Raw genomic sequence first — 12,058 nt, 5'->3', positions numbered from 1 at the left:
CGCCTACCGAGCAGAGCCTATCGAAAACCCCGCGTCGGCAACGGCGCGGGGTTTTTGCTGTCTGGTCCGTAATCGGCGTTTGACTCCGTTCTGATTAAAAACGAACCTTGATCGCAAGAGATTGAGGGAGATGGCCATGACGACGACCGGCAAGGGCGCGTGCCTGGTGGTAGGGGTCGGCGACGGGGTTGGCAGCGCGATCGCCCGGGCCTTTGCAGCCGAGGGCTACACGGTTTGCATGACCCGCCGTCCCCGGCATCTCGACCAGCTGGAGGCCCTGGCCCAGACAATCCGCGACGGCGGTGGCCGGGCCCACGCCTATGGCGTCGACGCTCGTCAGGAGGGCGAGATGGTCGCTCTGTTCGACCAGATCGAGGCGGATGTCGGTCCGCTGGAGGTGGTGGTCTTCAACATCGGGGCCAATGTGCGCTTCGGCATCGTCGAGACCACGGCCCAGGTGTTCTCCAAGGTCTGGGAGATGGCCTGCTTCGCGGGCTTCCTGACCGGGCGCGAGGCGGCCCGGGTGATGCTGCCGCGCGGCCGGGGCACGATCCTGTTTACAGGAGCCAGCGCCTCGCTGCGGGGCAAGGAGGGCTTTGCGGCCTTCGCCTCGGCCAAGGCGGCCCTGCGCGCCATGGTCCAGAGCCTGGCCCGTGAAGTGGGCCCCAGGGGCCTTCACGTGGCCCATGTGGTGGTTGACGGGGCGATCGACGGCGTGTTCACCCGCCAGATGCGCACCGACGTGCAAGGCCTGCTGGAGCGCGACGAGATTCTCAAGCCCGACGAGATCGCGGCCAACTATGTCTGGCTGCACAACCAGCCCCGTTCGGCCTGGACCCACGAGATCGACCTGCGCCCCCATTCCGAGGCCTGGTAAGGAGCATCATCATGAGCAAGACGGTCGACTTCATCTTCGATTTCGGCAGCCCCAACGCCTATCTGGTGTGGAGGCTGCTTCCGGCCCTCGCCGCCCGTCAGGGCGCGCAGGTCCGCATCGTGCCCTGCCTGCTGGGTGGCCTGTTCAAGTTGACCGGCAACCAGGCCCCTATGCTCGCGTTCGGCGGCATCAAGGGCAAGATGGAGTACGAGATGCTGGAGACCCGGCGCTTCATCGCCGCGCACGAACTTACGGACTTCCGGTTCAACCCGCACTTTCCGGTCAATACCCTGATCCTGATGCGCGGCCTGGTCGCGGCCCGGCGGGCCGGGGTTGAGGCGGCCTATCTGGAGGCCATGCTGAAAGGCATGTGGGAGCAGGGGTTGAAGCTGGACGATCCGGCGGTATTCGTGGCCACGGCGGATGCGGCGGGTCTGGACGGGGCGGCTCTGCTGGCCGCGACCGGCGATCCGGAGGTCAAGGCCGAGCTGGTGGCCTGCACCGAGGCCGTCGCGGCCCGCGGGGCGTTCGGCATTCCGACCCTGTTCGTCGGCGACGAGATGTTCTTCGGCAAGGAGCGCCTGGGCCAGGTCGAGGCGGAGCTGGCCAGAGTCTGAGCTGGCCAGAGCCTGATACCAAGCGCCGCTGAGCTCGACTCCTTGCGCTCCATATGCCTCGTCACCCCGGGAACAAGTCCCAGGGTGACGGGGTGTTTTCAGATTTGGGCCCTACGAGGTCAGGATCAACGGCCGTCGGTATGAGCCCAAACAAAGACGCCCCCCGCCAGAGGCGGAGGGCGTCTTGAACGTCGAAACCGCCAAAGCGGCTGGATCAGGCGGCGGCGGCCACGGTCTTGACCAGCGACTTGGTCAGGATGCCGATGGCGGCTTCGCGGTCGATACGCTCGATGGCAGCGACCTCGCGGGCCATGCGGTCCAGAGCCGATTCATAGAGCTGGCGCTCCGAATAGGACTGTTCCGGCTGGTTCTCGGCGCGGTGCAGGTCGCGAACGACCTCGGCGATCGAGATCAGGTCGCCCGAATTGATCTTGGCTTCGTATTCCTGGGCGCGGCGCGACCACATGGTGCGCTTGACGCGGGCGCGGCCCTTCAGGGTGGTCAGGGCCTGGCTCACCACATTGCCTTCGGCCAGGGGACGCAGGCCGGCCGTCTTGGCCTTTTTCGTCGGAACGCGGAGGGTCATCTTCTCGTGGTCGAAGGTGATGATGTAGACCTCGAGCGACATTCCGGCCACTTCCTGGGTCTCGACGCCCTGGATGCTGCCCACGCCGTGCGCGGGGTAAACGACGTGATCGCCGACCGAGAATTCCAGACCGCTCTTGCTCATGTTCGTCCTCATCAATGCGGGCCCCAAGGGCCCGGAACACCGTCATTCCGCATCCGCTATGGCGACAGCCTCTCATCCGCGAAATCAGGGGTGCGGAGCCAGGCCAGTCAGGATTTGGAAATGAACCTCTAAGACACCCTTCGCCTTCGATCGGGCGCGCCGGCTTAACGGCTTTCTTCAACGAGACGGGCAGCCGCAAAGGATCGCAACCGTCACGTCGGCTGCGACAGTATCATAAAATTAAGCCTCATGAAAGGCTTGCACCGGTTTGCAGAGGCGTAGACGCCCCGATCAGGAGCCCGTGCCGGGCTTTTCGCTGAAGTATTTCTCGAACTTGCCGGTCTCGCGCTCGAAGTCATCGCGGTCGGCGGGCGGCTCGCCCTTGACCGTGATGTTGGGCCAGACCTTGGCGTAGTCGGAATTGATCCGCAGCCACTTGCCGTCGGCCTCGTCCTCGGTGTCGGGCTTGATCGCGTCCACCGGGCACTCGGGTTCGCAGACGCCGCAGTCGATGCATTCGTCCGGATTGATGACGAGAAAGTTCTCGCCCTCGTAGAAGCAGTCGACCGGACACACCTCGACGCAGTCCATGTATTTGCAACGGATGCAGGCGTCGGTGACGATGTAGGTCATCGAGAACTCGATTGGTGCTGACGGCGTTCGGCGCGGGCGTTTTCGAAGGCGCAGGCCCGCTTGTCAATGCGGCTTGGCGTGCAGGGGGCGCAGGAATTCTCGGCAAGGCGCCAGAGAGGGCGCCAGCGAGCGACCGAAGCGCGGTCCTTGCTGCGACAGGACGCCACCGAGGCCTCCACCCACGCACACGCTTTCTTATCTAAAGAACGTCATTCTGCGGTTGAGGAAACGTTCAACAAAAACAATGTCGGGAACCCGGCCCTATGATTAAGTCCAGCGCGCAGGCCAGGTGGTCTTCACGAGCCGGGAGCCAGTCGATGCCCGGACAGGGCCACGAGGTAGAATCGCGCGCTGGCCTTTTCGCCGGCTTCATCAAACAGGTGCCGTTCGCTGCGGCCCTGCTCGGCGTTGATCTGCGTCTGTTGGCCGCCAGCCCCGCCTGGATTGAGCAGGGGCTCTCGCGCGGCCTGCGGCCCGGCGACGCGGTCAGCGGCCTTCTGGTCGGCCCGGAAGACACTGCGTCGCTGCAGCGCTGCGCCCGCGAAGGCGAGGCCTTTTCACGCTATCTGCCCATCCTCGACGCCGCCGGGGTGCAGCGGATCTGGCGCGCCGAGTTCTCGGCCTGCCGCGACGAAGGCCAGGAGCCCTATGCGGTGATGGTCACCGCCCGCGACGTTACCGGCGTTGCCGAGGCCACCCTGCGGGCCGAGCGCGACCAGCAACGTCTGCGCATGGCGCTGCAGATGGACAGCCTGCTGGTGCGCGAATATGACCTGAAGACCGGTGAGTTGACGTTTATCGGCTCGACGCCCGAACTTGAGGCCCTTTGCAGGTTCGAGGGCGATCCCCTGGATATCATCCACCCCGAGGACCGCGACCGGATTGCCGCTGCCGTGGCCGCCCGGCCGCTGGGCGAGACGGGGGTCTTTGAGTTCCGGCTGGCCCGGCCCGATGACGAAGAGACCTGGGTGCGCTCAGCCAGCCGGGTTCTGGCCGGCCCTGACGGCGAACCCGAGCGGCTGGTCAATCTGTTCAAGGACATCACCGACCGCCGTCGCCAGATCGAGGCGGTCGAGAGCCTGGCCTTCCGCGACGCCCTGACCGGCCTGCCCAACCGCACGCTTTTCCAGCACCGGTTCCAGGAGGCGGTTGCCGCCTCCGAGCGGCTGGGCGAGATGTTCGGCCTGATCATGATCGACGTCGATCACTTCAAGGACATCAACGACACCCTGGGCCATGACGCGGGCGATGCCCTGCTCAAGCGCCTGGCCGACATGCTGCAGCATGCCTTCCGTAGCAACGATACCGTGGCCCGACTGGGCGGCGACGAGTTTGCGGTGATCCTGCGCGGCCTGCACGGTGAGGCCGACATGCTTCGCCCGATCCAGGCCCTGCAGTCCCTTCTGGAGCGTCCGATTGAGCACAGCGGGCGCAGCTTCACGATCAGCGCCAGCATCGGCGCGGCCCTGCACGGCGATCCCGACGCCGACCCCAGCCACATGGTCAAGAACGCCGACATCGCCCTCTATCGGGCCAAGGATGAAGGGCGCAATCGCAGCGTGGTCTTCCAGCCCTCAATGCGTTCGGAGCTGGAGCAGCGGATCGAGCTGCTGCGCGACGTGCGGGCCGGCATCACCGCCAACGAATTTGTGCTGTTCTATCAGCCGGTGGTTGATGTGCGCTCGGGCGGCGGCGTGGTGGGCTTCGAGGCCCTGATGCGCTGGGCCCACCCCGAGCAGGGCATACTGGCGCCGTTCCACTTCATGGCTGCCTTCGAGGACCAGGACCTGTCGCTGAAGTTGGGCGATGTGGCCCTCGAGACCGCACTGAAGCAGATGCGTGAGTGGCTGGACACCGGTGTCGAATTTGGCCGTGTCGCCGTCAACATCTCGTCGGTCCAGTTCCGCAGCGGCCGGCTGGCCGAGGAGATCCAGGAGCGCCTGGCCCGCTGGAACGTGCCTTGCGACCGCCTGACCATCGAGGTCACCGAGAACGTCTATATGGGCTGGGGCGCCGACGTGGTCAGCGACACGGTGCGCAAGCTGCACGATGTGGGCGTGATGATCGCCCTCGATGATTTCGGCACCGGCTATGCCAGCCTGGCCAATCTGCGCCAGTTCCCCATTGATCGCCTGAAGATCGACAAGTCCTTCGTTCAGAACGCCGAGGACGACGCCATTGTCCGGGCGGTGATCACGCTAGGCACCTCCATGGGCATGAAGGTCGTCGCCGAAGGCGTCGAGGACCAGGCCCAGCTCGACATCCTCACCGGCCACGGCTGCGACCAGGTGCAGGGCTACCACTTCAGCCGCCCGATGCCGGCAGCGGATGTGCCGGGGTTTTTGACGGGGTTTGTGGGTTAGGGGAGAGATCAGCCTTCCACCGTCTCGTACAGTCCCCGGGCCTCGACAGCGGGTCCCCGGCGCTCGCCGGACGCCAGCACGCGCACCGAGACCAGGCGTCCGCCGATCCCGAACACCAGCAGATCGCCCGGCTTCAGGGTTCGCGAGGGCTTGTCGATGCGGCTTTCGACACCGTTGCGGGTCAGCCTGATGCGGCCTTCCTCGACGAACCGGCAGGCCAGCGACCGGGTCTTGAAGAACCGGGCGCGCCACAGCCAGACATCGGCGCGGCAGGCGTCGGCCTCCTCGCTCAAGAAGCGGCGGCCTTGCGGCGACGGGGGCGCTTGCGGCGCGGCGGCGGCTCGGTGAGCCTGGCCAGGGCGGCGAAGGGCGAGTCGGGGCGGGGCGCGAGCTTGGGCTCGGGCCGCGCGGCACCGCGACGCTTCCAGACCATGGGCGCGTCGGCCTTGGGCCGGATGGCGGGGGTATAGTCCAGCGCCCGCAGCACGGCGGCAGCCTGGGGCGCGGTCCAGCCCAGGGTCTCGCGGGCCGCATCGGTCAGCACCACCCCGCCGGGGACCTGCTGAGCCCGCAAAAGGTCGTCCAGCCGTTCCAGCATCTCGACCGGGGCGGTAAAGCCGCCGACGGCCCGCAGGCCACTGGCCGACAGGGCGTGGGGCGAGGGTGGCGGGGAGGGCAGGGGTGCCAGCTGGCCCAGATCGCCGCGCCAGCCGCCCGGTGCCAGGGCCCGCGCGCAGGCGATGGCCTCGGGTCGCAGGATGGCAGGCAGGAACAGGCTGAAGGCTCCGATCTTGACGCCCAGCCCCTTCAGGGCCCGCCGCTCGGCCTGGCTGAGGGCCTTGAGCTCAGGATCCAGCGGCCGCCGGTCCAGCACCCCGCCGGCCTCCAGCAGGCGGTGGGCCAGACCGCGCGGCAGGCCGCGAAGCGCGCTGCCCGCCAGACCACTCTCCAGCCGGCGTAGCGGGGCCAGGTGGCGGTCGACCTGAGACGCCAGAAAGGCGTCCAGCCGCCGCTCGGCCCGTTCGCGCACTGTGGCGGGACCCAGGTCGCCCAGCAGCCGGGCGCGGGGCGACAGCAGCGGCAGACCAGACCGCACCGCACCGGCCATCTCGCCGCGCCACAGGATCGCGCCGTCGGGGCTGAGGGCGAAGGCGTCGTCGGGCTCGGCGGCCAGGGCCCCCAGGCGACGGGCGATCTCGGGACCCACCGCGCGCACGGCGGCGTTGCGCAGGGCCTTTTCCTCCAGCGCGCTGGCGCCCTTTTCGGGGGTGAAGGTCACGCCGGCCAGATGGCCCACGACGTGGCCCTCGACCGTCACCGCGCCGTCCTGCCCGACCCCGGCCAGCATCACCTCGCGCTCGCCCAGCTGGCGCATCAGCACGCTGGTGCGCCGGTCGATGAACCGGGCCATCAGCTTCTCGTGCAGCGTGTCGCTGATCCGGTCTTCCAGCTGACGGGTCACGCCCTGCCAGTGGACGGGATTGGCCAGCCAGTCGCCGCGGTTGGCGATGTAGGCCAGGGTGCGCACCCCCGACAGCCGCGCCGCCAGGCTGTCGATCTCGCCGTCGGTGCGGTCCAGCGCCTTGAACTGGGTGTTGATCCAGTCTTCAGGCAGGCGCTTCCTGCCCGTGGTCAGGTCGTCGAACAGGGTGCGGACCATCCGCTGGTGGTCGTCCTCGGTGGTCTTGCGAAAGTCGGGGGTCTGGCACACGTCCCACAGGCGCAGCAGGGCCGAGCGGTCGGCCTTGCAGCGGGCCACCACGTCGTCCTGCTGGGACAGCTTGCGCAGGGTGCGCTCGTCCAGGGCCTCGTTGGACAGGGTCAGACCGGCGCGGCCCGGCCCCTGGCCCAGCGACTTGAGCAGCAGGGGCAGAGAGCCGAAGTCCAGCCGGGCGCTGCGCCACTCCGCAGCGATGATCGGCTCGAACTGGTGGTTGACCACGCTCTCGACCAGATCCTCGTCCATCTCGTCGCAGTCGCCCGTCACGCCAAAGGTGCCGTCGCGGGTGTAGCGGCCGGCCCGGCCGGCGATCTGGCCCACCTCTTGCGCGTGCAGCCAGCGGGTGCGCACACCGTCAAACTTGCGCAGCCCGGCAAAGGCCACATGGTCGACATCCATGTTCAGGCCCATGCCTATGGCGTCGGTGGCCACCAGGAAATCGACCTCGCCCGACTGGTACAGCGCCACCTGGGCGTTGCGGGTGCGGGGGCTGAGTGAGCCCATGACCACGGCCGCGCCGCCGCGCTGGCGGCGGATCAGTTCGGCGATGCCGTAGACGGCGTCGGTCGAGAAAGCCACAACCGCGCTGCGCCGGGGCAGGCGGGTCAGTTTCTTGGAGCCCGCATAGGACAGGTTGGAGAACCGCTCGCGCGAGACGATCTCGGCGTCGGGCAGCAGGCGGCGCACCAGCGGGGCCATGGTCCCGGCCCCCAGCAGCATGGTCTCGAACCGGCCCCGGGCGTGCAGCAGGCGGTGGGTGAAGATGTGGCCGCGCTCGGGATCGGCGCACAGCTGGATCTCGTCAATGGCCACGAACTCGACCTCGCGGGTCAGGGGCATGGCCTCGACGGTGCAGACGAAATAGGCCGCGCGCGGCGGCACGATCTTCTCCTCGCCGGTGATCAGGGCCACCGACGCCTTGCCGCGCAGCTTTACGATGCGGTCATAGATCTCGCGGGCCAGCAGTCGCAGCGGCAGGCCGATCATGCCGCTGGCGTGGCCCAGCATGCGCTCGACGGCCAGATGCGTCTTGCCGGTGTTGGTCGGCCCCAGCACGGCGGTCAATTTCGACGGGGCGAGGCCTGCGGATCGGTCGCTCATGCCCCGAAGGTGGGGCGGGAATCGGGGGGAGGCAAGCGGGGGTGTGGGTTTGGGGGCTCTGGGCGACAATTGTCAGAGCTAAACACGCCGCACGTCGCTTCAGCGTGGCAAAGGCACAGCTCGCCGCCCCTATAGGCTCGGCTTGGCCACCATAAGCCAGATGATACCCAGCACCGCCGCAAAGGCCGGGAAGCCCAGGACGAGCCACAACCTGAACAGCCGGAAATAGGAGTCCGGCAAAGGCGTGCCGGTGGCGACGGCCTGTCGGGCAAGCTCGCCGAGCTTGATCTGGATCCATACGACAGGCAGCCAGCATAAGCCTGTCACGACATAGAGAACCAGGCTTAGTCCGATCCATCCCGAGAACAGCCGATAGCCAGCCAGATGGGCCAGACCCGCTCCCGTAACGGGTTGCAGGATCACCGCCGAGGCCGTGAAGACGGTGTCGGCCAGCACGACTATTCTGGCGGTGTGAGCAATCAGTGCCGGGTCGCGCGTGCGGTGGGCCATCAGCATGAAGAACGCGATGCCCGCCCCGGTCCCCAGTAGCACCGTCGCGCCGATGACGTGGGCGATCTTCAGCAGGATGTAGAGGTCCATCAGCGTTCGTCCAGCGTAGCCAATGCTGCCATAGCCAGAAAGGCGGCGGGAATGCTCTTGAGCAGCGGCCCCATCGGGTCGAGCCATAGGTCGGGGCGCACAAGGGCACCGCCGAGCAGATAACCGATCGTCACCAGCAGCATGCCCTGCAAGGCTCGGCCAGCGGTTGGTCGCCAGACCAGCGCCAGTGCCAGAGCGATGTCTACCAGACTGCCTGCGATCACCGCGCTGGCCGCCAACCCCCTGTCCATGCCAGAGACGGTCAGAACGGCAATGGCGTCTTTCAAGCCTACCGTCAGGCCGATCAGCCCTGACAGCAGCCAGAAGGCAAACAGGCAAGTCAGGATAGCGGGCTTGGCGAAATAGGCGCGGGCGAACCAGCGCTCTTGCACGCTCGAGGGAGCAGCGGCCAGCAGAGCGTCGAAGGATCGTGGCGTCCATCCCAGGCGCGCCGCGTCTTGGGCTTGGCCACGAACGCCCATCTTCAGTTGCTCCAATGCGGCGGTGCGCATTGGGCTACGCCAGCCTAGCCACGACAGGGCGTCGCTGGCCGCTGCAGTCGCGCGGGCTACGATCAGCGGTAGGCGGATCGTCCTCACGGGTGGCAGGCCAAGCCATCCACGCAGTCGTCCCACCAGATCGATCAACGTCAGCGCCTCATCATGGACCAGGTCCAGGCTGACGCGTGTCGACGCTTCCGGCTTCAGGCAGAGGGCCACCGCGACCGCCAGATCCTCTGCCCCCACGATCTGGACGCGGCTGTCTCCAAAGACCACCGGGCTTGCGCTGGGGAACCCAGCCAAGCCGCGTAGCAAGGCCGTACCGCCATAGGCAGCCGGCGCGAATACCAGGCCGGGCCGCAGGATGATCCACTCTAGCGAGCTCTGCGCGAGTAGGGTCTCGGCCTCCAGCTTTGTGGCGTTGAAGGCCGTCTTTCGTCCCGGCTCAACCCCCGCAGCTGAGATGTGCACGAGTCGGCGAACGCCGATCCTCTCGCAGGCCTCTATGAGGCGTTGAACCCCTTCGACATGAACGGCCCTCAGGTCGTCGCGAGGACTGTCTTGCAAGGCACCCGCGCAGTTGATCACGGCATCGGCGTCAGCGAGCATTGTCGCCCATTCTGCGACCGAGGCTTTGGCCAAATCGGCGCGCTTCCATTCCAGAGCAGGGAAGCGACGCAGGGCCGCTTGAATGTCGCGCCCCACTCCGATGACCGCATGCCCGTCAGCCGCCAACCGGGCGGATACATATGAGCCGATGAGCCCATAGGCCCCGATAACTACGATGCGCATCAACGAGGCTTAGCGTCTCAACTATCGAGGAGGAAGCGCCACTTTGGATTGCCAGCGCAGGAATGACGGCGGACTGGCGAGCGCGCAGCTCTCGCAAAACGGGGGCGTGGTTCGCCGGAGTTTCCTCGTCAAAGGCTCCCCCACACCCCGCCCGCAAACTTTTTTCCAACATGAACGAAATCTGTCGGTGCGGTCCACGGCAGCGTTCAGCTTCACCCTGTCATGGTCTGTCTCACGGGGTTGATGACCCCGGACACTTTCAAACGGGACGAAGGACTTACGACCATGACCATCACCAGCAAGATCAAGACCGCCGCCCTGACCCTGGGCCTGGCCGCCAGCGCTATGACCCTGGTCTCGGCCCCCTCGGCCTTCGCTGTCGAACAGCGCCTGGGCGGCGTCGTCGGCTGCAAGGCTTCCGGCAAGAAGCAGGAAACCGGCGCGGTGATCGGCGCCCTGCTGGGCGCGGCGGCCGGTTCGAACCTGGCCAAGAACGACCAGGGCACCGGCACCGCCATCGGCGCGGTCGTCGGGGCCGGCGCGGGCTCTTTCGTCGGCTGCTCGATGCAGAAGTCGGAAGCCGCCAACGCCGCCGGCGGCGCCTACAAGGCCTATGGCGTCAACTTCGCCACCTCGGTCGAAGCCCAGCCGGTCACCCAGATCAAGGGCAAGTATGTCGCCCGCTCGAACCTGAACCTGCGCGCCTCGGCCTCGACTCGCGGTCAGAAGGTCGGCGGGGTTGAGGCGGGCCAGACCTTCCAGGCCCTGGGCCGCACCCGCGACGGCCGTTGGATCCTGGTCGGTCAGGACGGTGTCGGCGTCGGCTATGTCAGCAGCGCCTATGTCTACCGCGCTTAAGGCGCACTGAGGTCCGGAGCGCGACGTCCCGTCCCTCAGTCGCGCTCCACGGCAGAGCCCGCCTGGCCCCCCGGCCCGGCGGGCTTTTTGCGGTCTCAGCCCAGCGCGCTGACCCCGCCCAGCCAGGTCTGCCAGATCACCACCAGCGCCCAGTGCAGGATCACCGCCGGCCACAGCGAGCCGGTCCGCCAGCGCAGGATCGCGCAGCCGACGCCCAGCACCGCGCAGCACAGCAGGAAGTCTGGCCGCAGGAACACGCCCGCCGCGCCGGGCAGGAAGGTCAGGGCTTCCACCACGTGCCAGAGGACATAGAGCGTGGTCGAGACGGCTATGGCCCGCGCCGGCCGCTCGGTCTCGCTGCGGCCCGGCACCAGCAGGCCCCGGAACACCGCCTCCTCGCCCAGGGCCGGGATGAGGATCACCGTCAGCAGCCGCAGGGCCAGGCCCGGCTGGGTGGGGGTCAGGTGATAGAGCCCGGTCGCAAAACCGATGGCGGCCATGGTGGTCAGGGTGACGGTCGAGACGGCCAAGGTCAGGGCCCAGCCGCGCGCCGTGGGCAGGGTGGTGAGGGCAGTGGTCAGGCGGGCGACTGGCTTCATGCTGGTGGCTCGCGATCAGCGATATGGAGTAAGGGTCTCGAGCGCGCTCAGATTTCACCTGGCGGTTTGAAGCCTCGCTTCCGATCCCGGGCTTGCAATACGCTCAGCACAATCAAGACAACGACTATACCGCTCCATACCGCGATCCATGGCCAAGCCGGGGATGTCCATCCCATTTGGATAGCGCCAAGTGGGCCGCCAATCGCCACCAATCCGGTGAGAACGGGAAGGTCCAGCCTTTGCCAAAGTGTGGGTATCGGGCGCGGCGGTGTCACAGCGGGACGTCGGGCTGCTTCTCGGCGCACGACGCCAATTTGGCGACGTGCTATTTTCAATAGGACTGCCAGCAGGGCGGCAGGGGTGATAAGAAAGATTGCTACTATTCCATAAAGTAGAGTGTCCGTCTTGGGCGGTCCTGCTAGCCAGAATTGCAGATTGATTAGAGCGATCGCAAGTGTGACGCTTCCGGCTAAAGTGCCGAGCGTCGCTACCAAGATTGTTATCCTGCTTGGCTTCCCTTTTCGGTAGCCTGTAATCAGAGCATCGCGTTCAGCGGCTGTGAACAAAACGCCGCCATGCGCCGCTTGCACGAGATAGCCGTCTCCGTAAGGTTCGAACATGGCTGCAAAGGCCGCATCTGGATCTTTGCCAGGCGCAGGACTGTTCAT

Annotated in this window: 12 protein-coding genes; 4 read left to right on the top strand and 8 right to left on the bottom strand. The window is 66.9% G+C overall.

Translation table 11 applies throughout. The annotated features are described in order from the left end of the window. Positions 1-136 precede the first annotated feature (136 nt). Together ACW179_RS01585 and ACW179_RS01580 are read left to right on the top strand one after the other, a co-directional pair. Positions 137-877 carry an SDR family NAD(P)-dependent oxidoreductase gene (locus tag ACW179_RS01585; RefSeq protein ID WP_492062281.1) on the top strand — a complete coding sequence of 247 codons (741 nt, stop codon included), beginning with the start codon at positions 137-139 and terminating at the stop codon, positions 875-877. An 11-nt stretch (positions 878-888) separates the two neighbouring features. Further along, the gene (locus tag ACW179_RS01580) at positions 889-1,494 is read left to right on the top strand and encodes a 2-hydroxychromene-2-carboxylate isomerase (protein WP_492062279.1); all 606 of its coding nucleotides are present in this window, start codon (positions 889-891) and stop codon (positions 1,492-1,494) included. Positions 1,495-1,708: 214 nt separating this feature from the next. On the opposite strand, the gene ACW179_RS01575 is transcribed toward ACW179_RS01580, so the two are convergent. Both ACW179_RS01575 and fdxA read right to left on the bottom strand, forming a co-directional pair. Continuing rightward, entirely contained in the window at positions 1,709-2,224 is a 516-nt protein-coding gene (locus tag ACW179_RS01575) for a CarD family transcriptional regulator (RefSeq protein WP_492062277.1), read from the bottom strand. A 291-nt stretch (positions 2,225-2,515) separates the two neighbouring features. Beyond that, positions 2,516-2,857 carry a ferredoxin FdxA gene (fdxA, locus tag ACW179_RS01570; protein WP_492062275.1) on the bottom strand — a complete coding sequence of 114 codons (342 nt, stop codon included), beginning with the start codon at positions 2,855-2,857 and terminating at the stop codon, positions 2,516-2,518. A 317-nt stretch (positions 2,858-3,174) separates the two neighbouring features. Here fdxA and ACW179_RS01565 point away from each other — a divergent pair, with 317 nt between their 5' ends. Then, complete coding sequence (locus ACW179_RS01565; RefSeq protein ID WP_492062273.1) at positions 3,175-5,220, top strand: putative bifunctional diguanylate cyclase/phosphodiesterase; 2,046 nt, start codon at positions 3,175-3,177, stop codon at positions 5,218-5,220. Between the two features lie 8 nt (positions 5,221-5,228). Here ACW179_RS01565 and ACW179_RS01560 read toward each other — a convergent pair whose 3' ends face one another. The 4 genes from ACW179_RS01560 to ACW179_RS01545 all read right to left on the bottom strand — a co-directional run bounded on the left by ACW179_RS01560 (position 5,229) and on the right by ACW179_RS01545 (position 9,933). Beyond that, positions 5,229-5,513, bottom strand: a complete 285-nt coding sequence (locus tag ACW179_RS01560) for an RNA-binding S4 domain-containing protein (protein ID WP_492062271.1) — start codon at positions 5,511-5,513, stop codon at positions 5,229-5,231. Next, positions 5,510-8,041: a helicase-related protein gene (locus ACW179_RS01555; RefSeq protein ID WP_492062269.1), complete on the bottom strand. Its 2,532-nt coding sequence runs from the start codon at positions 8,039-8,041 to the stop codon at positions 5,510-5,512. The genes ACW179_RS01560 and ACW179_RS01555 overlap by 4 nt, the downstream gene beginning before the upstream one ends. Positions 8,042-8,170: 129 nt before the next feature. Then, positions 8,171-8,641, bottom strand: a complete 471-nt coding sequence (locus tag ACW179_RS01550; protein WP_492062267.1) for a DUF2269 family protein — start codon at positions 8,639-8,641, stop codon at positions 8,171-8,173. Continuing rightward, complete coding sequence (locus tag ACW179_RS01545; RefSeq protein WP_492062265.1) at positions 8,641-9,933, bottom strand: SDR family oxidoreductase; 1,293 nt, start codon at positions 9,931-9,933, stop codon at positions 8,641-8,643. Before ACW179_RS01545 ends, ACW179_RS01550 begins: the two co-directional genes overlap by 1 nt. A 285-nt stretch (positions 9,934-10,218) precedes the next feature. On the opposite strand from ACW179_RS01545, the gene ACW179_RS01540 reads away from it, so the two are divergent. Next, positions 10,219-10,791 (top strand): SH3 domain-containing protein, encoded by a 573-nt coding sequence (locus tag ACW179_RS01540; RefSeq protein ID WP_492062263.1) that lies wholly within the window; start codon positions 10,219-10,221, stop codon positions 10,789-10,791. A gap of 95 nt (positions 10,792-10,886) precedes the next feature. Here the strand turns inward: ACW179_RS01540 and ACW179_RS01535 are convergent, their stop codons facing one another. Beyond that, the gene (locus ACW179_RS01535; RefSeq protein WP_492062261.1) at positions 10,887-11,390 is read right to left on the bottom strand and encodes a CPBP family glutamic-type intramembrane protease; all 504 of its coding nucleotides are present in this window, start codon (positions 11,388-11,390) and stop codon (positions 10,887-10,889) included. A gap of 47 nt (positions 11,391-11,437) precedes the next feature. Continuing rightward, positions 11,438-12,058 carry a hypothetical protein gene (locus tag ACW179_RS01530; protein WP_492062260.1) on the bottom strand — a complete coding sequence of 207 codons (621 nt, stop codon included), beginning with the start codon at positions 12,056-12,058 and terminating at the stop codon, positions 11,438-11,440.

The sequence above is a fragment of the Caulobacter sp. AVps18 genome (assembly GCF_058681425.1).
This window is presented reverse-complemented; position numbering and strand designations above follow the sequence as displayed.

Coding starts and splice junctions, on each gene's coding strand:
- ACW179_RS01585 (WP_492062281.1), top strand. CDS start 137: ATGACGACGACCGGCAAGGGCGCGTGCCTGGTGGTAGGGGTCGGCGAC.
- ACW179_RS01555 (WP_492062269.1), bottom strand. CDS start 8,041: ATGAGCGACCGATCCGCAGGCCTCGCCCCGTCGAAATTGACCGCCGTG.
- ACW179_RS01580 (WP_492062279.1), top strand. CDS start 889: ATGAGCAAGACGGTCGACTTCATCTTCGATTTCGGCAGCCCCAACGCC.
- ACW179_RS01530 (WP_492062260.1), bottom strand. CDS start 12,058: ATGAACAGTCCTGCGCCTGGCAAAGATCCAGATGCGGCCTTTGCAGCC.
- ACW179_RS01575 (WP_492062277.1), bottom strand. CDS start 2,224: ATGAGCAAGAGCGGTCTGGAATTCTCGGTCGGCGATCACGTCGTTTAC.
- ACW179_RS01535 (WP_492062261.1), bottom strand. CDS start 11,390: ATGAAGCCAGTCGCCCGCCTGACCACTGCCCTCACCACCCTGCCCACG.
- ACW179_RS01565 (WP_492062273.1), top strand. CDS start 3,175: ATGCCCGGACAGGGCCACGAGGTAGAATCGCGCGCTGGCCTTTTCGCC.
- ACW179_RS01540 (WP_492062263.1), top strand. CDS start 10,219: ATGACCATCACCAGCAAGATCAAGACCGCCGCCCTGACCCTGGGCCTG.
- ACW179_RS01550 (WP_492062267.1), bottom strand. CDS start 8,641: ATGGACCTCTACATCCTGCTGAAGATCGCCCACGTCATCGGCGCGACG.
- ACW179_RS01545 (WP_492062265.1), bottom strand. CDS start 9,933: ATGCGCATCGTAGTTATCGGGGCCTATGGGCTCATCGGCTCATATGTA.
- fdxA (WP_492062275.1), bottom strand. CDS start 2,857: ATGACCTACATCGTCACCGACGCCTGCATCCGTTGCAAATACATGGAC.